Origin of the sequence: Lacrimispora sphenoides JCM 1415, from assembly GCF_900105615.1 — a bacterium.
Taxonomy (GTDB): Bacteria; Bacillota; Clostridia; order Lachnospirales; family Lachnospiraceae; genus Lacrimispora; species Lacrimispora sphenoides.
The window spans coordinates 4,347,800-4,373,691 of the sequence record NZ_LT630003.1 but is presented as its reverse complement, the minus strand read 5'-3'; the positions used below and the strand labels follow the sequence as shown (position 1 = coordinate 4,373,691).

The 25,892-nt window shown below is 42.9% G+C and carries 10 protein-coding genes; 6 read left to right on the top strand and 4 right to left on the bottom strand.

Annotated elements, in window-relative coordinates:
* On the top strand, positions 1 to 732 hold the full coding sequence (gene rsmG, locus BMX69_RS19710; protein WP_100043302.1) for a 16S rRNA (guanine(527)-N(7))-methyltransferase RsmG: 732 nt from the start codon (positions 1 to 3) through the stop codon (positions 730 to 732).
* Positions 733 to 821: 89 nt separating this feature from the next.
* Here rsmG and BMX69_RS19705 read toward each other — a convergent pair whose 3' ends face one another.
* Complete coding sequence (locus BMX69_RS19705; protein WP_054791210.1) at positions 822 to 1,769, bottom strand: alpha/beta fold hydrolase; 948 nt, start codon at positions 1,767 to 1,769, stop codon at positions 822 to 824.
* A 382-nt stretch (positions 1,770 to 2,151) separates the two neighbouring features.
* Here BMX69_RS19705 and BMX69_RS19700 point away from each other — a divergent pair, with 382 nt between their 5' ends.
* From BMX69_RS19700 to BMX69_RS19690, 3 genes are read left to right on the top strand one after another with little or no spacing between them, the layout of a single operon-like run.
* Entirely contained in the window at positions 2,152 to 2,922 is a 771-nt protein-coding gene (locus tag BMX69_RS19700; protein WP_025230638.1) for a ParA family protein, read from the top strand.
* 2 nt (positions 2,923 to 2,924) lie between these two features.
* Positions 2,925 to 3,869, top strand: a complete 945-nt coding sequence (locus tag BMX69_RS19695; RefSeq protein ID WP_100043301.1) for a ParB/RepB/Spo0J family partition protein — start codon at positions 2,925 to 2,927, stop codon at positions 3,867 to 3,869.
* Between the two features lie 24 nt (positions 3,870 to 3,893).
* Positions 3,894 to 4,400 (top strand): DUF4446 family protein, encoded by a 507-nt coding sequence (locus BMX69_RS19690; protein WP_025230636.1) that lies wholly within the window; start codon positions 3,894 to 3,896, stop codon positions 4,398 to 4,400.
* A 63-nt stretch (positions 4,401 to 4,463) separates the two neighbouring features.
* Here BMX69_RS19690 and coaW read toward each other — a convergent pair whose 3' ends face one another.
* A complete protein-coding gene (coaW, locus tag BMX69_RS19685; protein ID WP_054791209.1) occupies positions 4,464 to 5,330 on the bottom strand; it encodes a type II pantothenate kinase in 867 nt (288 codons plus the stop codon).
* Positions 5,331 to 5,961: 631 nt separating this feature from the next.
* On the opposite strand from coaW, the gene adhE reads away from it, so the two are divergent.
* Positions 5,962 to 8,577, top strand: coding sequence for a bifunctional acetaldehyde-CoA/alcohol dehydrogenase (gene adhE / locus BMX69_RS19680; protein WP_100043901.1), 2,616 nt, complete (start codon positions 5,962 to 5,964; stop codon positions 8,575 to 8,577).
* A gap of 61 nt (positions 8,578 to 8,638) precedes the next feature.
* Here the strand turns inward: adhE and nudC are convergent, their stop codons facing one another.
* Together nudC and BMX69_RS19670 are read right to left on the bottom strand one after the other, a co-directional pair.
* Entirely contained in the window at positions 8,639 to 9,418 is a 780-nt protein-coding gene (gene nudC, locus BMX69_RS19675; protein WP_242941305.1) for an NAD(+) diphosphatase, read from the bottom strand.
* Between the two features lie 232 nt (positions 9,419 to 9,650).
* On the bottom strand, positions 9,651 to 10,232 hold the full coding sequence (locus BMX69_RS19670; RefSeq protein WP_054791208.1) for a biotin transporter BioY: 582 nt from the start codon (positions 10,230 to 10,232) through the stop codon (positions 9,651 to 9,653).
* A gap of 243 nt (positions 10,233 to 10,475) precedes the next feature.
* Between BMX69_RS19670 and BMX69_RS19665 the strand changes: the two genes are divergently transcribed.
* Entirely contained in the window at positions 10,476 to 25,787 is a 15,312-nt protein-coding gene (locus BMX69_RS19665) for a doubled motif LPXTG anchor domain-containing protein (RefSeq protein WP_100043299.1), read from the top strand.
* The last annotated feature ends 105 nt before the right edge of the window (positions 25,788 to 25,892 follow it).

Sequence of the window (25,892 nt, the reverse complement as noted above, 5' to 3'; positions counted from 1 at the left end):
ATGACAGGAGCATTTGAAGAGAGTCTCCGGAAAGAATTGAGTTTATTATCTATTGAATTAAAAGAAAATCAAATAAATCAATTTTATGATTATTTTCAATTATTAGTAGAATGGAATAAACTCATGAATTTAACTGCAATTACAGAAATGGATGAAGTGATAACAAAGCACTTTGTGGATAGTTTATCCCTGATAAAAGCGGTGGAGGAGATTGGAACAAAGGATTATAGGATCATTGATGTGGGAACGGGAGCGGGATTTCCGGGAATACCTTTAAAGATCGCATTTCCTGAATTAAGGATAACATTAATGGATTCCTTGAATAAAAGGATAAATTTTTTAAATGAAGTGATCAGCCGTTTAGGGCTTGATAAAATAGAAGCCATCCATGGGAGAGCGGAAGACCTGGGAAGAGATTCTCTTCATAGGGAGCAGTATGATCTTTGTGTTTCCAGAGCAGTTGCTAATCTTAGCACATTATCTGAGTATTGCATGCCTTTTGCAAAGGTTGGAGGTTATTTTATTCCATATAAGTCCGGAAAGATTGAAGAAGAGCTGGGAGCGGCAAAACATGCCATATTTTTATTAGGCGGAAGTGTAAAAGAAGTAAAGACCTTTTTATTGCCTGGAACAGATGCTGAGCGATCATTGGTTAAGATAGCCAAGAATAATGGCACCTCTAAAAAGTATCCAAGAAAAGCGGGTTTACCTTCAAAGGAACCGTTAAAATAAAATGTTTCACGTGAAACATCCATGAGTTATTAATTCTGCATTGGTGCAGTGGATGTTTCACGTGAAACATTATTTTTTTATTCTAATAATTAAACAAAGAATATTTGAATGGCACGATACAGCTCAGAAGGATTTTCTAATTGAGGAAGGTACTTGGAGTTACTAACCAGTGAACTTTCAATGGCCGGATTATATATCTGATATTCCCGAATCATCTCGTTAATATTTTCCATTTCACATCCCCCTATGATATAGATGCTATGATTGATTTTCTTTAAGGCATTAACAATATTGCACTTGGTATAATTGCATCTTACACTGGCATATAAGGATTTGGGAGAATCGCCCAGATGAGCTGATTCATAATAAGCATCAACCAGAGAGGTATTAACGGAATAAGGATTGCAAAAATTATTGGAAAATTCCTCCATAATTGCCTGCTTACTGGTAGCAATGTGATAGAGCAATGTCCCCAATATAGGCAAGTCCAAAATAAATTTATAAACTCTACCATGCTTGTTTGGAATCTGGCTGCATGTCAGTAAGGAATCTGGATTAATCAGCATGATCTGATTAAATAATTCCGGGGACTGATTACAGGCCATAACAGCAAGCGGTGAAGAAGAGCCGGATGCAATGACATTGGTACGATGTCCAATTTCTGATTTAATAAAGTCAGAGATCAACTGAACATATAGATAATTGGTATAAGTCAGATCCGGTTTTTCAGAGCGTCCACATCCCAGAAGGTCTAAGGTATATACGGTATACTCTTCTTTTAAATGATTTACCATCTGATTCCATTCGTATCCGCTGGAACAAGCCGTTAAATCATGAATGAGTAAGAGCGGCTTTCCTGTTCCGGTTTTTGTATAGTGAATGTTGCCAAATCGCCATTTATAACAAAGGGATTTTGAATCAGCTAATATGTTTTTGGAGGTTGCGGAATATTTAATACATTTATTAATGACAGCAGTGGTAACAGCTGTACTGGCTGATAGAATGAGCAGGGTCAATAGTTTGTTCTTTGTTTTCATACTTTACCTCCTGAAATAGGTTAATCTTTTCTTATTATAATATAATCAATATGGACTTACAACGTCTAACATATTAATTTATTCTTAAAACTTGGAAAAACCTATATTAACCTGGTAAAATGTTTCACGTGAAACATTTTTTATAAATTATAGATTTTTTTTACAGGAAACCATAGGAAAAAAAAATAAAGTATGCTATACTCTACATTGAACTGCAATTTCCAAATGTTGTAACAGGAAAAGGTTGAAAAAAGAACATCTTTCAACCTTTCATTTATGAATAACGTGCCCTGCTATACCGGGCACTGTACACCCTTCTTTATCAGGTGTCAAATGGATAAACAAGCATATCCGATCGGTTCATTAGGAGGCAAAATTAAAAATGGGAAGAATCATTGCGATAGCAAACCAGAAGGGCGGAGTTGGTAAAACGACTACCGCGATCAATTTATCTGCTTGTCTGGCGGAATCAAGACAGCGGGTATTGGCTGTGGATTTTGATCCACAGGGAAACGAGACCAGCGGACTGGGAATCGAAAAAAGTTCCATTGAGCGAACGGTATACGATCTGCTGGTAGGAGAGTGTGAAATTGAAGAGTGTTTGATCACCAATGTTCAGGAAAACCTGGATTTGCTTCCTTCTAATGTGGATTTAGCAGGAGCAGAGATCGAATTACTGGAAATTGAGAACAAGGAAACACTCCTCAAAACATATCTTGAAAAAATCAAGAATCACTATGATTTTATTATCATAGATTGTCCTCCGTCATTGAATCTATTGACAATTAATGCCTTAACAGCTGCAAACACCGTATTGGTACCAATTCAATGTGAATATTACGCATTAGAGGGCTTGAGCCAGGTGCTGAAAACCGTAAATCTGGTAAAAAAGAAACTAAATCCTGCTCTTGAGATGGAAGGTGTGGTTTTTACCATGTATGATGCCAGGACAAATCTATCTCTGGAGGTTGTTGAGAGCGTTAAAAATAATTTAAACCAGAATATCTATAAAACCATTATACCCAGAAATGTCAGACTGGCAGAGGCTCCCAGCCATGGAATGCCGATTAATTTATATGATTCCAGATCAGCGGGAGCGGAGAGCTACCGGCTGCTGGCGGCAGAAGTAATAAGCAGAGGAGAAGAGATATAATTATGGCAAAGAGAACGGGTTTAGGAAAAGGTCTTGGAGCAATTTTCGGAGATGAAGTAATGGAATCTGCGGCAGAGGAACAGGAAAAGAAAAACCATCCAAAACCGGAGCAGACAAACGCAAAAGCAGAAAAAAAGGAAGAGGAACCGGAAGTCGGAAAAGAGATGTTCCTCAAATTATCCTCCATTGAACCAAACCATAATCAGCCTAGAATGGAATTTCGGGAGGAATCCCTCATGGAATTGGCGGAATCCATGAAAGAATATGGTGTTTTACAGCCGCTTTTAGTACAGAAAAAAGGGGATTTCTATGAAATCATCGCCGGTGAACGCAGATGGAGGGCAGCAAAACTGGCAGGTTTGAAAGAAGTACCTGTGGTAATCCGGGAATATACGAAGCAGCAATCAATGGAAATCGCATTGATTGAAAATGTTCAGAGAGAAGATTTAAATCCCATTGAAGAAGCCAAGGCTTATCAAAAGCTAATGCAGGAATTTGGATTAAAGCAGGAAGAGATCGCAGCGCGAGTGGCCAAAAACAGAGTAACAATAGCCAACAGCATGCGTTTATTAAAGCTGGAGAAAAAAGTCCAGGATATGCTTATTCAAAACCAGATCACGGGAGGACATGCCAGGGCGCTTCTGGCTGTTGATGATCCGGAATTGCAATTTCAGATTGCGGGAAGGATCGTCGCTGAAAATCTCAGCGTCCGTGAGGTGGAAAAACTTGTAAAAACCTTATCAAAGAAAAAGGAACCAAAAGAAAAAAAGGAAGAGGATGAGAGCATTTTCCTGATTTTCAGAGAACTGGAAGACCGGATGAAAACTGCCATGGGAACCAAGGTAAGCATCAACCGGAAAGACAGTAATAAAGGAAGAGTGGAAATAGAGTACTATTCTGAGGCAGAATTGGAAAGAATAGTAGAGTTGATAGAATCCATAAGATAACATCATGGAAGCGAGGACGAAAGAATGGACAACAGTATATTGAATCAGTTGCCGGTTGACCCTGCTTTTTTAATCATTGGATTAGCTGTAATTACCATGATATTACTGATCGTTGTAATCATATGTCTGGTTCAGATGAGAAAGCTGTATCGCAGATACGACTATTTTATGAGGGGGAAGGATGCAGAAACTCTGGAAGAGATTATTATGGAGCAGATGGAAGATATTGCGGAATTAAAAGCAGAAGACCGGTCCAATAAAGATTCTCTTCGAAATACCAATAAGAATTACAGAAGTGCTCTCCAGAAATTCGGGCTTGTAAAATACAATGCGTTTAAAGGGATGGGCGGAAACTTAAGTTTTGCAATGGCAATCCTCGATTATACAAATTCCGGTTTTGTTTTGAATTCTGTTCATAGCCGGGAAGGGTGCTATGTTTACATCAAGGAAGTGGAAAGAGGAGAAACAGATGTTTTGCTTGGAAGCGAAGAAAAGGATGCTTTGGAGCAGGCATTGGGATATCATTCATAAAAAACCAGGTACGGCAAAAGCTGTACCTGGTTTTTTGAGAAAAATCTTTAGTTTACAATAATTCTATAAAGGCGTATTTTCGGAAGGATATAAAATCTGCCTCATTTCCATATGGCGTTCTTCTGTAAGGGCTGCTCCTATTGCAGTACCGTATTCTGCCTGATCCGGTATAATAAAATGGACCTGGAACATCGTTTCAAGAGATTGAAAGACGCCTTTGCACTGAGGGAATTTTGCAAGATTCCCGGTCATGACAAAATTGTTGATGTTGCTGTTTAAGGAAGATAAAATAGCAGATTTTCCAATCACCTGAAGCACCATATTAATGATTCCTGCAGCGATATCCTCGTCGGAAACAAGATTGCGTACCTTGCCGAAGTTAGAGGCTGTGGCAGAAAGAGGAAGGCCTGGAAGGGGCTTTTTTGAGATATCCTGTATCTGCAAGTCAATGTTGCTTATATTTCCCCTGCTAGCAAGCTCCATGATCTGGGAGATATCCTGGGTTTTTAAAAGGAGGCTTGAAAGACCGAGGATGGTTCCGCCTCCAATGCCGATTCCTCCGGTATGGACAATTTTATCTCCGTTTACCTGGACAAGAGAGGTTCCTGTTCCCATGCTCACGACGATTAAGTCATTTAACCCTGTAAAGTATTGTCCTCCAAGACCATTGCAGGTGAACTCGTCTACCTTATAAGTAGGAATTCCATATAAAGGCTGGTCTACGTATGCGCTGCCAACCCCTGTGATCATAATCTTTTCAATTTCATTCAACTGGATGTTGTTTTCATAGATGAATTTTCCAAGAGCTCCAAACAGAGATGCAATTGGGTTATCAGCTTTAACAAAAGTAGGAATTTTTAATTTATTATCTTGAAATCCTACAATTTTAGTGGTACTTCCTCCAAGATCAATTCCAATTGTAATTTTCATAATTTTTAAATCCTCTTATTCTTATATATAAAAAATATAACCGTACCTTTGAAAAAGTTGTATTTAAGGTAACATAATTATATTTCCCCACAGAAAACCTTGCGGCTCAAGGCTTACTATATCATACATGATGCGCATTGCCAAGTTTTTAAATCCGTCCAAAGTCCTTATTTCGTTCTTTTATCTTATAATAAACCAGGAAATAGATGCTCAGAATATAACTTATCAGAAATCGCTTTTCAGATTTCTGATAAAAGGCAGTGTTTTACTGCCGTCCATCCGATTGTAAAAACTTTTTTGTTTTCATAATATAAATTATCTGAGCTTACAGCGCAAGGGAAGATAAAAGGACTGCTTTTTAACCGTTCCTCTGTTTATCAGGAGTGTTTTTTCTTCTGAAAATATGTTTTATAAGAAAAGAGCAGAGCGCTCAGAAGAGTTATCATGTTAAAGTCAAAATATAAGATTTGAATAAAAAATAGCTTGAACCTTGTATTTTTTTGTAAAATATAACATTGACAAAAAAATAACAATGACATATAATGAAGTTACGATAGATCGTTAAAAAAATATCGATATAAAAATATCTATATAACTATTTAACCTATTTAAAAATTGGAGGAAAATCATGATGGCAAAGAAAGAAGAACAGGTAAGAATTCCTGATATCATTGATAGTGTAGATGCCCTGATTGCAAAGATGGAAGCCATGAGAGAGGCTCAGAGAGTATTTGCTTCCTTCACCCAGGAACAGGTGGATAAGATCTTTTATGAAGCAGCAAGTGCTGCCAATAAGTTAAGAATTCCTCTGGCAAAAATGGCTGTAGAAGAAACCGGCATGGGTGTTGTGGAAGATAAGGTCATTAAGAACAACTATGCTGCAGAATATATTTATAACACTTATAAGGACACCAAGACCTGCGGTGTGATCGAAGAAGATAAGGCATTTGGCATTAAGAAAATTGCAGAGCCTATTGGTCTGATTGCGGCAGTTATCCCTACCACAAACCCAACTTCAACTGCTATTTTTAAGACACTGATCAGCTTAAAGACCAGAAATGCTATCATGATTTCCCCTCACCCCCGTGCAAAGAATTCTACCATTGCGGCTGCAAAGGTGGTACTTGATGCAGCTGTCAAAGCCGGCGCACCGGAAGGGATCATTGGATGGATCGACGTTCCTTCTCTGGAACTGACCAATGAGGTCATGAGAAGCGCAGATATCATTCTGGCGACCGGCGGCCCGGGAATGGTGAAGGCTGCATATTCTTCCGGAAAGCCAGCCCTTGGCGTTGGTGCAGGCAATACCCCTGTAATCATTGATGATACGGCGGATATTAAGATGGCAGTCAGCTCCATCATTCATTCCAAGACCTTTGATAATGGTATGATCTGTGCTTCTGAGCAGTCTGTAACAGTACTTGAACCTATTTATGATGCGGTTAAAAAAGAATTTGCTGCTAGAGGATGCTATTTCCTGAAGGAAGATGAACTGAATAAGGTTCGTAAGACCATTATTATCAACGGAGCCTTAAATGCCAAGATCGTAGGCCAAAAAGCCCACACCATTGCAAAGCTTGCAGGCGTGGAAGTTCCTGAATCCGCAAAGATCCTGATCGGTGAAGTTGAGAGCGTTAATATTGAAGAAGAATTCGCACATGAGAAACTGTCACCGGTTCTGGCTATGTATAAGGCTAAGACCTTTGATGAAGCCATTGAGAAGGCAGAACAGCTGGTTGCTGACGGCGGTTACGGACATACTTCTTCTCTCTATATAAATGTAAATGAAAAAGAGAAAATGGAAAAGCATGCAGCGGCTATGAAAACCTGCCGTATCCTGGTGAATACTCCTTCTTCTCATGGCGGAATCGGCGATCTTTACAACTTCAAGCTTCAGCCATCCCTGACTCTGGGCTGTGGTTCCTGGGGCGGAAACTCTGTTTCTGAAAACGTTGGGGTTAAGCATTTGCTGAATATTAAGACCGTTGCTGAGAGGAGAGAGAACATGCTGTGGTTCAGAAATCCGGAAAAGGTTTACTTTAAAAAGGGTTGTATGCCTGTCGCACTTAGCGAATTAAAGGATGTATATAACAAAAAGAGAGCATTTATAGTAACAGACTCCTTCCTTTACATGAACGGTTATACCAAACCGATTACAGATAAATTAGATGAAATGGGCATTGTTTACTCCGTATTCTCCGATGTCCAGCCAGACCCGACCCTTGCAAATGCCCAGGCAGGAGCAGCGGCTATGAAGGCATTCCAGCCGGATACCATTATCGCCTTAGGTGGTGGTTCCGCCATGGACGCAGCCAAGATCATGTGGGTAATGTATGAGCATCCTGAGGTAGATTTCCAGGATATGGCCATGCGCTTTATGGATATCCGCAAGAGAGTCTACACATTCCCTAAAATGGGTGAAAAGGCTTACTTTGTAGCGATCCCAACTTCTTCCGGTACTGGTTCAGAGGTAACCTCTTTCGCGGTTATCACGGATCAGGAAACAGGGGTGAAATATCCGCTTGCAGACTATGAATTAATGCCGAATATGGCTATCGTTGATGCAGACAACATGATGAGTCAGCCTAAGGGCCTTACAAGTGCTTCTGGTATTGACGTTATGACTCATGCATTGGAGGCTTATGCTTCCATAATGGCTTCTGATTATACCGATGGTCTTGCTCTTAAGTCAATGAAAAATGTATTTAACTATCTGCCTATCGCATACAACGACGGAACCAACGTAGAGGCAAGATGTAAGATGGCAGATGCTTCCTGTATGGCCGGTATGGCATTTAATAACGCATTCTTAGGTGTATGCCATTCCATGGCTCATAAATTAGGTGCTTATCATCACCTTCCACACGGTGTAGCAAATGCATTGCTGATCACCTTGGTTATGGAATTCAATGCTTGTGAAGTTCCTACAAAAATGGGAACCTTCCCACAATATGAGTATCCTCATACCCTTGCAAGGTATGCAGAGTGTGCACGTTTCTGTGGTATCGAAGGTAAGGATGATGCAGATCTGCTTAAGAAGTTCATTGCTAAGATTGAGGAATTAAAGAAGGCAGTGGGAATCAAGGCAACCATTAAGGAATATGGAATCGATGAGAAACACTTCCTGGATACTCTGGATGAAATGGTTGAAAATGCATTTGATGACCAGTGTACAGGTGCAAACCCGAGATATCCTCTTATGAGTGAGATCAAAGAAATGTATTTAAAGGCTTACTATGGTAAATAAGTTTAAATAGGTGGCAAAAGGCCGTACCCGAATCTCGGGGCGGCCTTTTGCTTTTTTATTTTTACACTTTTCCATTTTTGAAGAGAAGGATCATTTCATGGGTCAGGCTTAAATTGGTGAAATCATCAGGGATATCCTCAGGAGCCATCCAGACGGCTGTGGATAATTCTGTTTCATCCAGGCGGACCTGTGGAGAACCATCCAGCTCAGCCCAGTATCCGACTAAAATGGAATCGCTGAATCCCCATGGCTGGTTCTTATAATAGCGGATATTTTTGACACGTAGCCCTACTTCCTCCATCACTTCCCGGTTTACCGTTTCTTCCAGGGTTTCTCCGAATTCTGTATAGCCTGCGATCAGGGCATACCGGGTATATTCCCTTCCGGCATACTTAGCCAGCAGAAGTTTTCCGTTGTACGTGACAGCCACAATGACGGCTGGAGCAATCTTTGGGTAAACGGTATTGCCGCAGGAGGAACAGACCATGGACCTTTCTTTTTTGCTTTTCATCATAGGTGAGCCACAGCAGCCGCAGAACCGGTTGGAGCCGTAAAACCGGTGGAGCTGTCCTGCGGAAATAGCTGCAAAGGACACCCACATGGGCTTTAGATCCCTTATGACCCCTGTTTCATAAAAGGAAAGAGAATCTGTTGCTGTCAGTGTGACTGCGGTTTCATCTATAAGAAAAAAGTCCATCTGGTCAATGGAAAAAAGATAGTCAGAGCAGGACATGGCCTCCTTGCTCTGGCTTTTTAAATCTTCAAACTGAGGGATTCTTTTGGAAGTTCTGTGATCAAGGAGGAGACGGCCATCCTGGAAATAAAGAAAATAGCTGTCCATGCCAGGTGTTTTTATATGAAATTCGTTATGGAAAACATGGGGGAAAATATCCTGAATCATCTTTGAGTAACACCGTTCAGTGAGCCAAATGGAAACTGAACTTCCTTTCTGATTATTTGTGTTGAGGCAATGTAACTATTTTAAGTTTCAAAATGTTTCCTGTCAAGACATATGGGAATGTTAACGTTAATAAGCCGGCGCTTTTATAGGCGCCGGCCGGTCAGAATCTTTATCATTGCCGTGATACGGCTTTTCGAATAGGAATTCCGGTGATAACAGCAATCACTGTAAGTATAATGTCCTTGGGAACAAATGCCACTATGGAATAGGAAAATACGGCTGATACCGACATATCTCCGGATAAAGCTGCCCATTGAAGGCCTCCGATGGCTTCATCCATGAGAGTACCAAGAATCGGAAGGAGAAATATAAGGATTGTGTTTAGAAGCTTGCTGCCGGTTTTCGGCCTGATGCCGCAGAGGAGCACCATAATCAGCCAGCCCCATTTGTAACCGCCGGTAAGATCCAGCAGGAATTGGATGCCTCCGCGAAAGTTTGAAAAGACCGGCAGGCCCACAGCGCCTAAGAGGAGGTAAATCAGAGTTGCTAAAAAGCCCAGCCTCCACCCTAACACGGTTCCTATAAGTGCCACTCCAAAGATCTGGATGGTAATGGGAACTCCTGTTGGCATAGGGATAGATAATTGGGATATTACGGCAAGAACAGCCGCAAACATACCGGCCAGAACCAGTTCCTTTGTGGTTATCCGGTTTGCAGATGAGCTCTTTGTTTGAAACGATTTTGCTGTATTCATAAGATCATGCTCCCTTATCTGGTATAAAATTCTATTGGCATGGTAACACATGCTGATTAAATTGTCAACCAATAATTAAAATAGGTTAACAATCAAAAGTGGTTACAAAGATTTTTTTTGAAAACCAGGATAATATAACCAGATTGTAACCAACGGATTATATACTGAATAAATAGAAAATACAGCTTTTGACTTATCAATAGATTATAACAAGAAGATAGAAGTAAAAAAGGAGGTTAAAGTATGAAAGGTGCAGTGAAGAAAGTGCATCGCTTAAAAAGGGTAATTGCCTGGTTGCTGACAGCTGCGATTGTTTCCGGAAATATATCACAGCTTACAGTTACTACCGCATATGCCTCTGAGACTACAGAACGAAGAAGTGAATCTTCATCCAATGCAGGGAAAGCATCTCCGTCGGAAGCTACTCCGTCCGAAGCAGCAAGGATTATTGACGTCCAAGTCACCCAGTCAGCCATTGAAAAGGTTCTTAAAAAGGATTTTGACAGAAGACCGGAATTAGAGGAAGATCTAATCCCTTTTGAAGGGGATCAAAAAGATCTGGTCATAGGAAAATTGTATGAAGAACTGGAGGGAAAGACTCTGGTGCTCCAGAAAAAGATTGGAAAAGCCATGTATCTGGTGGTGGTATCCGATACCCTGGAGGGAGAACTATTTTTCGAAACCGATAAATCCGAACGGATCAAACAGGAATCATTTTTAAAGAATATTCAGATCATCGGTGTCAACGGTTATAAGGACCGGGATTGTGAATTTAAGCTGCGGATCATTGGTGATGATTTAATGATCACAGACGCCCAGATGGAAGAGTTTGCAGTGAAAGGGGAAACTTCAAAGACTTCTAAACAGCCATCCTCAGCCGGGAAACAATCCGGAGGCTCTGGGAGTTCCGGAAGTGCCGGGACCAAGGAAACAGCTGCTGTAACAGAGGAAGAGAACAAGGCTCAGGAGACGGATTCGGAAGAAACCGGAATCCAGGAAACTGAGGCTCAGGAAAGCAGTGAGACTGATAAGAATCTTTCGGAGCCGGCTGAAGAAACACAAAGCCAGACAGAGGATGTGAAAGAGACTAAGACGGAAGAGCATTCCAGAGAAGCCGCAGAAAAATCAGAGAATGCAGTCAAAGAGGAAGATTCCAATTCGGAAGGATCCGGGGAAGATTTTTCTGTAAGCAGCCTGAGTATAAATGGGTTCTCAGTATCAAGGCATGATGTTCCTGTGCTTTTCAGTACTGAAATTACACGGGCAACAGATTCTGAAGCAGACATGGATGATTCCGGCAGTGATGATGCTGATCTTGTCTCTGTAGGGGATTCGAAGATCCTGTCAGAAGAGGAACGGGCAGCCCTGATGGGAACAGATATGGCCGCCTTAAATGGAGAGGAAAAAAAGATAAATTTATTCTCATTCCTCAGCCAGCCATCCTTTCGCATGGTAGTTCACAGCTATGGAATAACCCTGCTTAATACCGAGGTGGACAGTGAAGGAAAGCTTAGTCCTTATGAAACGGCTCTGACTTATTATGGGCCAGATGCTGCAGATAAGAAGGAAGCGGTTGAAGTGAATCTTTCACAAAGCAAGACCGGTTCCATAAAGGCAGGAATTTTATATACCTATACCATCACCTATACCATGCAGGCAGCACCTCTGTATGAATATGCTGCAGGAGGAAAGCTTTCTTTGTTTGATTCCTATGAGAATGCTAAAATCCTCTTTACGGTTCCTGACGGCATAGCCATAGAAGAGCAGCCCGGAAAAGTGAAACTGGTATCTTCAGATGGTGAGGGAAAAGTTTATGAAATCAGCGTCGGAGATGAGCAGAATGTGATCCGTCCAGGCAAATCAGACAGTATAACCATGAATGCCTATATTGACGAAAATGGAAAAAGAGCGGTTGGTGAGGAATTCACACTGCCTCAGGACAGCGTGGCTTTCTATGCTGACGTTAAGGTCGCGGATAAGACAGATAAGGAACATGTGACTTACCCGGGAAATATTGAAACAATTACTTTTGCGGAGCAGCCGGCGGACACCACAATGACTCTTGTGTCCGATGATGCATGGCATATTAAAAAGAGTGTAAGCCCTGCGGATAACTCTTATACGGTGGTAAGAGACAACGCAGGAAACCCTGAATTTGTGGACATTACCTATCTGATTGAAGTCGGTATGTATGGAAGCTCAGGCGATATATCCAGACAGCCGGGCGGAACGATTTACCAGACCTATGGCCGTACCGGTTTTAAGGAGGATTCTTTTAGGATAACAGACTCCCTTAAGATCCTTACGGAACATGCACCTGAGGCCATGAAGCCTGTTTCCGTAACAGCCACATGGGGAGACGGATCTAAAGTCCATGTGATTAACAACGAGGATGGGTCCATCACTATTGATCAATTTAAAACCCAGGGACAAAACGGGGCAGACCATATTTATGTATCGGATCAGGCACCTACCTACAGCTCCTATCTGGTAACCGCCCGCTATCCCTATGAACCGTTTTTGCTGAAATACAATGATGAGCGCGCAGAGAACATGTCCGTATTTACTATAAATAATAAGGCTCATCTGGAATATGTGAAGCTGGGAGCAGATCAACTGGTGACAGAAGATTCTGATGTAAATGTTGCGGTCCATGAAGTCAATAAGCCTGCAGTTATCAAAATAAAGAAAGAAATTGACGAGGGCCTTGGCTTTACCCGGAAATATGACTTAGCCATGGAAAAAGAATATCCCGGGATGGCTGGTTTCGAGATTTATTCCCTGGATTCTGACAACAGCCAAACGCCTTATGACAATTATACGGTTATAGACAGTCATAGTCAGAAAATTAACAATAATAACATTGCAGTCAATCCTTCTAACGAAGAGACGGAAAGCGGATTCTACGCGACGGGGGACGATGGCTATATCCAGATCCAGGTGGATCCGGGAACCTATGTGATCAAAGAGAAGTCAAATCCTGTTGGAACCCAGTTCAGTTTTGCAAAGGTGGGAACAAATGCCGTTGTGAGTGGAGATGATATTAAAGTCACCTTAAAGGCTGATGAAAGAGCAGAGATCACGGTAGTAAACGAAGTCATTGGAAAAGGAGCGATTGAGTTTTATAAGAAGGCCCGTACCTGGACCAGTGCAGATCTTATTGAAACAAATTTAGCAGCTTTGGATGGAGCAGAATTCACTCTTTATCAGAAAAATGAAGATGGAAGTCTTTCAGAGGTTAAAACCGTAAAATCAGATAACAAGGGATATGTGTTGTTTAAGCCTGTTACGCCTGGCGACTATATTGTGAGAGAAAAAAGTGCCAATGGTTATATCCTTGACAATCATGATTATCAAGTGACCGTAGAGGCCGGTAAGACATCACCTGTAAAAACCGGGAATAACATCCTTGTCAACACATTAAATGAAGCAAAGATAAATGTAACAAAGTGGATGCAGGATGACAAGGGTGATTATATAAAAGTACCCGGTGCCAACAGAGGAGACTTTAACAATAAGTTCTGGTTTGAGGAGAATGTGGGGGGAACATGGAAAAAAGTGAGTGTTGGCTCTAAAACCAACTACTCTCTTGATGATGCAAGCCAGTTTACTGCGGCGCTTCCTGTTTTTGATGGGAGCGGCAAAATAATTGAGTACCGTGTCGTTGAAGAAGTTCCCGAAGGATATTCCGACGGAAATGGAAGCAAAGACGGTTTTTCACAGGAGATAAAGGATAATAAGACTTACATTTATAAAACCTTTACTCTTGAAGCTTTAAAGATGACTCAGGTAGATTTGAAAAATAATAAGGGCGGAACCTTAAAACTTCAAAAGGATGCCTGGTCCATTAACAGCAATAGCTTAAATAAGAATGCTTCAAAAAGTGGATTCCAGTTTAACCTTTATTATAAAGTTGGGAATGACTTTGCTGAAGTATTGCCCCAAAAAGTTTATACAACAGATGGCAAAGGAGAAATTCTGGTAAAAGGCCTTGATGTAACAAAGGAATACTATTGGTCTGAGATTAACAGCAGCGGAAGGCTGGAACCAGAGGATTCTGCGAAGACGGTTATTTCGGAGGAAAAAGTTTTCATCGGTCCTTATAAGGTAACCAGAGAAAGTGATACGACCGTAAAGGCCTATAACATTCCTCAGAAGATTCCTTACTGGCTTTATAAGGTTGATATCACAGATAATAAAAATCCGATAACAGCACAATTTAAAATTACGAGAGATGCTGATAAGACAGTGATTTTTAACGGTGCGGTATCCAATGTGGGGACATATGTTATTCTTGATCCCGGAACAGACTATATCATTGAAGAAATAGTGGCTCCTGTTAATTTTGTAAAAGGGAATAGCATTAAGATCACAACTCCAAATGGGCCTGTTCTAAAAGCAGATCTGGAACGGTGGTTTTCCCAGGGAAACATGGAGACTCGCCGGACCTTTGAAAATAAGCCATATAAATCCGTTACCATCAAGAAGACACAATACGATGCAAACGGAACGGCAAATCAAAATGCAGTAATACCATTTGATGTTTATGTAAAGAACGGAAGTGACTTTACAATTGCAGGCAGTTTGAATTCCAGTGTTTCAACTCAGCTTGCTCCTGGAACGTATTACTTTAAAGAAGTGGTTCCAAGCGGTAATATCAATCCTTATTATTTGCTTTCTGATGCTGAGAAAGCACAAGGTGCCCATCCAGGTGATCCTGGTTATGAGGTTTACGGGACCGATGTATATTATGGACCGGTCATAATAACCGCAGCATCTGCAAGCAGCGAAAAGAATCTGGCTCTCTATCTGGCAGGACCGAATAAGCCGTTAGTAAATTATAAGGATTATGGAAAAGTAACGGTCACCAAAAAAGATGCCTTGAGGGATACCACTGTGAACGGGGCAGTTTTTGGTATATTCAAAGCGGAAGGATTTGATGTTAATAATTGGGAAAACAGCATTCTTAATCCGATTCAGACGGCAGCTACCAGCGGGAGCGGTCAGGCAACCTTTGACAGCACAAGCCTTAAGATCTTTGACACCGATGGAAGCAGGATTGCTTATGTTATAGCTGAAATAACACCACCGGAAGGATATCTGCCTTCCTATGAAATTTTAACGACTACTTTAATGGAAGGCAAAGTCATCACCACGGTCAATGGCGATACAAACGGAAGTCCGCTTGTTATTAAGAACGAACCTAAGCTGACCATCCGCACCCAGAAATATTGGAGAGATGGATGGAACTATCAATTCTATCCGGTGGATCATGTTCTTGGAAACGTAAAACTGGCCCTCTATAAGGTAAATGCAGACGGCGTCACGGCAGACTACGTGAAAACAGAAACCACCAATACCTATGACGGTATTGCAACCTTCTATGATATTAACCGGAATGATACCTATTATGTGGTTGAGGTTCGGGTTCCCACTAAGGAAGAGACCGGCTTTGGTTTTGATCTGAATATGATGGATAAAACACCTTTGGCAGAAGGGAACAGCGAACCGCCAAAAACTCTCTCTGTTTCAGATTTAGAGGCAGGGACGTACAATTCAGTGAAATATACGGGTAAGGATCTTGCAGAAACAGCGGATTCTTTAATCCAGAATACCGATCCACTTTATAACTATAAGCCATGGGCTCAGTTTAATATATTAAAAACCTGTAATGGAACGGCATATGATGGAACTTCTCATTCAGCGGAAAATATCAACGGAGCTAAATTTACCCTTTATAAAATGAAGGGGGATGAGAAAGACCTGTCAGGAATCCGTTTAGAAGATCTGGCTGATGAAGGCCTGTTTGAGAAGGTTGACAGCTATGAGAGCGGCACCCGGATCAATCCGAAGACAGGAATCAGGGCGGCTGGAGAATTTGATACCGCCATTTTGGAAACCGGTAAGGTATACTGGCTAGTCGAGGATGAGGCAGCACCAGGATATCAGCTGCCAGGAGGACGGCAGATCGTAGCAGTATTTGCACCAAAAGACTCCGGTTATTCAGGATATAATGATATGCTTCACCTATATGAAAACGGGCGGAATGAACAAATCGCTGTGGTGAAAAATCAGCATGGAGAAGGACCGGGAGGCCTTGATGCATACTATTTCCAGATCGCATTAAACAAATGGTTAAAGGATGCCGGAAAGCCGAATGCAGAACCAACTCTTTTAGGCGGAGCTAAATTCCAGATATGGCTTCTGGATCCGGATAGTAAAGAAAAGCTGCTTCCTGTGGAAGTGGTTGAAACCGGTCTGGAATCCGACAGTGAGAACAAAACAGGCTATGCCCTTTCCAAGATGATCAGCATGGGGAAACTTAAGGCTGAGCTTGAAAGCAAGGGATATGATGAAACCAGTATAGAAAGGATCCTTAAACTTGAGAATGAAGAGGTAAAAGTTCTCTTTGGACTGGAAGAGGTATATGCACCTTCCAAGATCCAGATGGACACTACCCTTCATTACCTGAAAGTGGCGATTCCGAAAAATAAGGATATCATTGATTCCCAGTATTTCTGGGAGCAGGGAAAATCTGAGGAATACCGTCTGATAAACACAGTGCTGGATCAATATCCGGTAACTCTTGCAAAATACGGATACGTGCCGGATACCGGTACCTTTGGCAAAACCGATGAGGAACTGAATGTTCTTAACATTGGAAAAACTCCTTTAAGCGGTGTGCAGTTTGAAATCTGGCAGTATCTGTGGGAAAACGGCAGTTACAGCTATGTAAAGATCGGAACTTATACCACGGAAAGCAATGGCCAGGTAAAGATACCCAATGGCTTAAAAGCAGGACGGTATAGGCTAAAGGAAACCCTGACCGTTGGCCAGCAGAAGAACTATATTACCATGTATACCGGTGAGAACGATCTTTGGAGATACTTTACAGTCGGAAGCACTCCTTCCACTGTAAACGTCTATAACCCGGAGAAGCCGGAACTGGTAATTGAAAAGACCACCTGGGCAGGAAATCCATTTATTGACCTTAGCGGAATCAGCTTTACCATTCAAAAGCAAGGCGGCAGTGAGATCAAGGCGGCTACCATAAAACTGGCGAATGGAAAATATGCTGCCAGCTTTTCTAACTTAAACAGCGGCGTTTACACCATAAAGGCGGAAGCCTTAGGAAGCGAAGCGGCAATAGCCGTGACCGGCGGATATTTTGAAACAGCGACAGTAAATGTGGGATATGAGGCAAAAGCGGACGGAGAAAAGGTAACCCTGGTTCCGGTAGGAGGCGTGAAAGGAAAGCTGGCAACCGCAGTCGTTAAGAACCCACGTCTGGCTGATCTTGTCATTCATAAGACAGATGCAGAAACCAAGGCAAGTGGTTCTGGCATGGCAGACGCTTCCTTTAAAGTGGAATATCTAAAGTTCCGTTCCGGCACGGATTTAATCGGAGGAGTCCTGCAGAATGTAACGGATGAAGGATATGAGAAACCAGATCAGGGCTTTACAGTTAAGGGGACCCTGACTGATAACAAAGACGGTTCCTATACCATGAAGGGCTGTGAGCCTGGCTGGTACCGGATCACCGAACAGAAGGCTCCGGCAGGCTATACCATTGACGCTCAGCCAATGATTGTAGCCGTGGTGGGAGATATGGCAGGCGGATACGAAGGCACTGTTTCTGTGACCATTGAAAACAGAAAGAAAGCGGAGCTGACTGTAACCAAGAAGCTTTTCTTTGGCGACGGGTTCAAAAATGATGAGAACCTTGCTGGTAAGCTCCCGGCTGAAATCGTATTTGATATTTACACCTATTCCAATAATGCCTATAAACAGGTGTTAGATGAAAACAGCAAACCGGTACAGGTAAAGATACAAAGCTTTGCAGCTCAGGATGGTTACTACACGGCAAAGGGAACGGTACTCCTACCTCAGAATCCGGTGGGCGGCGCTTATTATTTAAAGGAACATGAAAACTCTGACTGGGTGCTTTCGGCCTTAGGCGTGGATGATAACGGAACTCTTCAGGCAGATGGTTATATCAAGGCAGGCGGAGTGTCTGATTTTACCTCCCAAAACCCGGTATCCATTACAGTGAATAACCAATATGCCAAGGCTAAGATACGCCTGACCAAGGTAGACGGAATGGATCCGTCCAATCAATTAACGGGAGCAGCCTTTAAGCTTTATTCCGATCCGGAGCTGACAAAAGCGGTGGGAGATTTCACTGAGATAGGGCAGAGCGGAGTATATGAAATTGTATTCTCCACCAAGGTATACAGCCCTGGAATCTATTATATAAAAGAAGTGAATGCTCCTGCAGGCTATATTGCAATTACAACGGCCATACCGGCGGAAGGCCTGGCAGCAGAAGCAGGAAAAACAACAGAGATTACCGTTAAGAATCAGGGCGGTATTGATTTAGAGATTACCAAATACAGCGGAAACGGAGGTTTGGAATCTCTTAAGTCAGGAATCAGTTTTGAGCTTTACAGAAAATCAGCCGGAGGTACCTGGACTTATGTTACAGAAGGGACCACCGATTCCCAGGGGAAACTTTCCTTCCGTGGGCTTGATCTTCCGGCAGGCGATTCCTACGGGGTTTATGAGGTAACAAAGAAGGAATATGGCCTGGAAACATTCCGCATGTCTTCCTTTGAAGGGGATGAGGGAACCATCCTTCCCACGACCGCAGATGTAATAAAGAACGGTGAAACGAAAGCAGGTCTTGATCTTTATGTTCTGACAGGAAACAATACCGTTACTCCGGGAGTATATGGCTTTAAAGCCCATAACCAGGAAGCGCTGCCTTTAAGACTCATTAAGAACGATGTAAATAAATCGGATAATCCGGGTGGCTCCGTTGCCGTTTTCATGAAAATAACGGAAAAGGAAACAGGAAATCAGGTTGGAGATATGGTTGCCGTACCGTACGGAGAAACAGGAATTACGGTTTTACTCCTACCGGGAACCTATGACATCGAAGAGACGGCAGTGACCCAGAACAGCCTGGGCTATGTGATTAATAAGGATGATACCAGAACCATTTACAGGAAAGAAGTGGAAATTACAAAGGGTATTATTCCAGAAGCCTGTGAGTTTACAAATGTAAAACAGAAGACAGGAGTAACACTGGATAAAACATCCCTCACAACCACATTAAAGGATTTATGGTGGAATGAGGGCCAGACAGTGACCTATACCCTGACACCTCATGTAGTCAACAGCATACCTTTGGACCGGTTTGTAATTACGGATACGGGCTTAAAGATGTTAGATGCGGGAAAATCAGTGATGTCAGAGGCTGATTATACCAATGAAAAATATACGATCACCGAAGTAAAGCCGGGGAAAGCCACGGAACAGAACCGTATCAAGGGCGCACAAACAGGTACCATTATGGCTGATGTAACCTTCTATGATTTTAGCGGAAACCAGGTGGGAGAGGTACAGAGCGTTGCGGTATCCGGTGACGGTGAAATCGGTCTTGTAAAACCGGTAAGCGGAAAAAAGGTGAAATCTTTCCAGATCAGCTACCGGGATGACACGTTAAAAGGCTCTACGGATAACCATTATGTCCTTGGAAATGATTTTGTACCGGGAAGCATAGAGGTTACGGTAAAATTAAACCGTCAGGATGCAAAGCTGCCCGACGGAACCTATAAGAAAGAAATTAAATATATCCACAACGTGGCCGATGTGGCTATGGACTTTAGAACATGGGATATCAATGGAACCCTGTCTCAGAATCAGGAAAAGAGCCAGGCAGAAAAGGAATGCGATATCCAGGTGATTCAGAGCCAGGCGCCGACTATTTCGGTGAAAAAGAGTGTTGATCCTATTAAAGGAATACAGCCAAGTGATATCCTGACTTATACGCTTTATGTAAAGAATGATACCACAAGCAATGATCCTGATATTGTTCCAATGCAAAAGCCAATTCTCATTGATTATGTACCCCTTGGAGTTACCGTATCAGGGGAATCAGCGGGTGAAAACCATCTGTTAAAGGCTGTAACCTTAAAGAATGCTCCTGAGGGGGTTACCATTGAAGAAACGGTCAGAAAAGTTGATAAAGATACCGGGCGGGAGACTTTGTTCATCCAGCTAAACGGAGCTTTAGCCAAAGGCGAATCTGTTACGGTAGAAGTGAAAGCACAAATTGCGGGCAGCGTTATTAATTACGGAAAGAACATTCTCAATGAACTTTATGTTACCAGCGATGTTCTGCAGCCTGCGTTTTCATTAAACCAGACAGGTGCCTCCTTTATGATTAAAACGGATTCTGGCAGCAAATGGCCCAGCCCAGACCTGCCAAAGGATGTAAAACTTCCCGATGAAAAGTACCGCAGCTATGGCTACGCTTCGGATTCTGCGGAGAACACCATGAGCACCGGTACCGGGCTGGTCCTTCATAAGGAGGTAAAGGGGAATTTAGACACCAGATTCGTATCTGGTACAACGGTAGGAACGGTGGGAAAGAGTGCGGATGATACGGACCTCACCAATTCAGACGGCAGCGTATTATACCGGCTCATGGTAAACAATGATTCAACCAGCAACTTTATCACCCAGCTGCAGTTCATGGATATTCTTCCGGTGCAGGGGGATTACAGTACCGGCGGTTTTGACCGGAAAAGTGACTACCGGCTGAAGTATGTGGGAATCCAGTCCATTGCCATTGAAAACAGAATGGATCATGATTCAGGCCGGAAGGTTTCAGGCTTTAGCCATGAAGTGACTTACTCTGATAAGGTATTTAAAGATTCGGCTACTGCAAAAGCTGGGAAGGATTCCATGCTTAGCGACAACAGTGATGGATTCTGGAACGTAAGCTCCAATGATCCCTCAGCCATCCGCATTAAGATCACAGATCCTTTCTTCTATCTGGCTCCGGGAGAAAATCTGGTAGTGACCTATGAAACGGTTGTTCCTTATACGGAAAAAAAGGAGCTGGATGACGTGGCTTACGGATATGCGGTCAATGACTTTGCAACTTCCTACAGTTACAAGCAAAACTTATCAGATGATTCAGAGATTAAGTTCATCCAAGCGCAGACCAGCAATGCAGTTCAGGTAGTTTTGATTCCGGGTAAAGTAAAGGTATCAGGACGGATATGGATTGACGATAACAACAATGGTATCCAGGATGAGAGCATTGAAAATGATCATCTTCTTACGGATCTGCTTCCGCTGCTTCAATCCAAGTATTTTGAGGTCAGTCTGATGAAGTACGGTAAGAGCGGCGACAATGAAGATAATGGTACGGTAGGATTAAGCGATGCCAGATTCCTGTTTGACGGTTTGACCCCTGCAAAGCCCTTTGGCATCACGGGATCGGAATTCACCAAGGATCAGGAAAACAGCTGGTACAGCAATCAGTCTTTAATCGTATCAAAGCTAAAGGGTGACGATCCTGCTCACTACCAGATTTTTGTGAAAACCAAAGATATGCCTGTGGGATATGAAGATCTGGTGCTTAAGCTGGCGAAACCAACCATGCTTTCCACCGGGGAAAATCCGGAGGCCGGAAGATCAAGGCTTCCTGAGACTTTAGTAAAGGAAGGTAGTAATTACGAAGAGAGCCTTGACAGTAACTTTAAAGGTGGAAAGGGTTCTTATGCATCGGAAGACTTCTTCTTATGGTCGACGGGAGATATTTATGATAAGACAAAGGATATTGGTTTTGTACCATTTAGAAATGTAACAATTAAAAAGACAAATGAAGCCGGAAATCCGGTAGAAGGCGCTCATTTCAGCGTATATGGCCCGTATACGAACGAGGAGATGACAGCGTTTAAGAAAAATGGAATTACGAATACAGAAGCACTAGGAAAACCGGTTGCCCAGGGCAATACGGCTCTGGACGGAACGGAGGCAATTTGGAGTGCGGGTGAGCTTCTCTATTACCGGAATTATATCGTTGTAGAGGATCAGGCGACTGCAGGATATGAAATTGCCAATGCAAAGACCGATGATATGGTTCCGATGGGTTCCTATCAGGTAAAGGGGCAGAAGGCCTGGGAGCTTCTCAGCAAGGAATTTAAGACAGATGGAAACCCGATACCAAGTGTTATAACGGTCAAGAACGGATATGTGTCCGGAAGTCTGGAATTTACAAAACTGGACGGATTAACGGAAAAAGAGCTTGGCGGAGCAGCATTTAGGATTGAGAAAAAGGATGCAGCGGTAGAGGATGCCTGGAAGGCATTTATAGAGGCCATAAAGGCAGATCCGGAATCCATGGGAGTGACAAAGGTAACGGCAATAGACGATGCGGTGGAATTTGAAGTGGTAACTGGTAAAGTAACACTCACCGGAATCCCATACGGAACCTACACCCTGTCAGAAATCCGGGTGCCTGATGGATACGATATTACAAAGAAGCAGGCTGATATCGAATTCCGGATCGAAACCAACGGGCAGAAGGCAGTGCTTTCAAATCTTCCGGGCAACCTTATTAAGAATACCAGAACCGAATACAGCTTAAGTCTTAAGAAGGCGGATAATACAGGCAACGACAAGGTAGCCGGAATAAAGTTCGCCATAACCGGTCCTGGAAAATATGAAAGCAGCTCCTGGAACCCGTTTAGCAAGGACAGATTTAAGTTAAATGATCCGTCTGAAAGCGGGTATGAAGTAAAACAGACCGATGAAGAAGGCCGCATCACCTGGAATCTCCCATATGGGGATTACAAAATAGAGGAGTTGGACGCAGAGGGTTATGAAACAGTAGCACCATTCTATGTAAGAATTGATGTAAATGGAACCGTTTCTCTGTTAAATGGGGAAGGACGAAGCGAGCTTACTTTAAGCAGCTCAGAACAGAACCAGATTAACCTGATTGTAAAGAATGTGATCAAAACCGGATCCCTTGACTTAGAAAAGCTCGACGGGGAGACCAGGAAGGCTATCACGGGAGCACAGTTTGAGTTAAGCGGAACCTCATTGATTGACGGAGCATTTGCCGCTTACCAGAATCATGTGACCGGTCTTGGAGTATCTCATGTATCAACAGGAACCGAGAACGGAAGGCTCTATATCAGGTTCCAGGTAGACGGAACCGAAGATTCGATGAAAGGTATTCTGACACAGATCCCATACGGCAGCTACACCTTAAAGGAGTTAAAGGCGCCGGAAGGATATTTATTCAGCAGCGGAAGTGAATGGGTTAAGGATTTTACCATTGAAAGTGCCGAAGGTGTAAACCTGACAGGAAGTAGTGGAATCGTCAATACGCCTCACGAGCTGAACATTGAAAAACGGGATCAGATGACGGAAGAAATACTGCCTGGTGCAGTGTTTGTGCTGATGACCACAGACGGAACGTATGTGGCTCTGGATGAAAACAACTCTTATACCGGATTAAAGGAAAGCCAGGCGGAAGGTTCTGCGTTTACTACCGGAAGCGATGGAAGGGTTACTGTAAAACGTCTCCCGGCAGGAAACTATGTTTTAAAGGAAATCGAAGCGCCTGCTAACTACGGCGTGACTGCTGATAAGGAGATTACCGTGCTCCGGTCCGGCAATACAGAAACCGTAATGGTATATGATGTGAGGAATATGGCCAAAATACGTATCAACAAGGCTGCATCCCACAACCATGAGATGAGACTTGACGGGGCGGTATTTAAGATCTACTCCGACATAGACTTAACAGCACTTGCCGGCACCATGACAACTGGAAATGGCGGCATTGGGGAATCAGAGATGCTTCCTTTGGGAACTTATTATGTAAAGGAGCAAAAAGCCCCTGCCGGTTATGAATTAAGCGACAGAGTATATGAAGTAACACTTGGCAGTGAAAAAGAGGCTTACACGGTCCAGGCAGACGGAAATGATTTCGTTACCGATGATTATGGAACCGGATCTCTGGTATTTGATAAGGTCGACAGTTTAACAGGAAAAGCGCTTGCTTACGCCCGGTTCTCCCTGACAAAGAAAGAGGCACAGGTAGACGGAGCTTTTGAAGATTTTACAGAAAACTTAAAAAACAAGAGCCAGGATGAGCTGAATGCAATGGGAATCAGTGACATTGAGACAGAAGATGGAAAAATCCTCTTTACGGCGGTAAACGGCCATGTTGACATGAAGAGAATCCCATATGGAACGTATACTCTTAAGGAAGAAAAGGCACCAAACGGCTATTTGAGCCTTAATGGAAAGGCAGAATTTGATTTTGCCATTACAGAGGACCAAAGGGAAGCTGACCTTGGAAACGGCAATGCAGTAGTCAATGAGCGGGCCCAGTTTGAACTCCAGCTTAAGAAACTGGATAATCTTGGAAACAGGGTAAGCGGAATTCAGTTTGAGATCTTAGGACCAGGACGGTATGAAGAAAATGGAGTTTTATCTATTTTTGGAGCCAACCGGTTTAAGACTGAGGCGGACGCCGACACCGGATTGTTTACGACCGGTGAGGACGGAATCATTTACCTGGGACTTAAGCACGGGGATTACCGGATCAGGGAAATCTCAACCGGCCGGTACGATCTCATAGAGCCGTTCTATATCAGGATCGACGAGGAAGGCAAAGTAAGTATCTTAAAGGACAACAGCAGTGCGGTGACGGTTTTAAATGAAGCTCTTGTGACCATTGCTGTGACGAATAAGATCAGCACCGGAAATCTGGAAATGGAAAAGGTAGACGGTGAAAATACCGGAAAGAGGCTTGAGGGAGCAGAATTTGTGCTGTCGAACCTCTCTACCCTGGTTCCGGGAGCCTGGGACAGCTACCGTTATCAGGTGGCATCAGAGGGCGTCTCCTGGACGGCTGATCAGGTGTTAGGAAATACCATAACCTTTGTGCTGAACGGAAAAGGGGTTATCACGAACCTGCCATACGGCACTTACCGTCTGGTTGAGAAAAAAGCACCGGATGGATACCTTCTTGGAACGACTCCATGGTCAGCAGAGTTTACAATCAATGACTCCAATAAGGAGATCCGCTATACCAAGCCAGGACTGTTTGAAAAAACAAATGGAGCGATTGAGAATATGCCGTCTAAGATCACTGTAGTAAAAACCAATGCGGTCTATGCGGATGTGAAACTAAAAGGCGCCGAATTTATCTTAAAGGCTTCTGATGGTAGATATGTGAAGCTGGATCAAGGGTCCTTTGCCGGATATACGGACGATAAGGCGGCAGCAGGAAGGTTTGTAACCGACAGCGACGGGCAGTTTGTGATAAAGAGACTGCCAAAGGACACCTACACCTTCCTTGAGACAAAAGCTCCGGCCGGATATTATATTAACAACAATATAGCGCCTGTGACATTCGATGGAATCAATAGCTTTACCATTACCATTCAGGATGAGAAAATCAAAGGCGGCGGAGGTTCATCAGGAGGACCATCCGGAAAGGATAACCCAGGTGGTCCGGGTGAAACGGTGACGATTTTGCCAGACCCAGTGCCGCTTGCAGACCTGCCCAGCGGGGGATCCGTGGATCTGTTAATTGTTGACGACGGAAACATACCCCTTGGCAAACTGCCTAAGACAGGCGACCGGCAGAATGCCGCCGGTAAGGTGATGGTGACCTTGTCCGGATTCATGATGGCTCTTTATGCAGCACTTAGCAAAAAGAAAAAAGAAAATTAAAAAATAAAGGAAATCTGTTTATTGACTTTATTAAATGAACTTGTTATAATTTTTTAGAAGTTATAACAAGGCAAAGGGGCCGGAACTTATAAAAAGTTCTGGCCT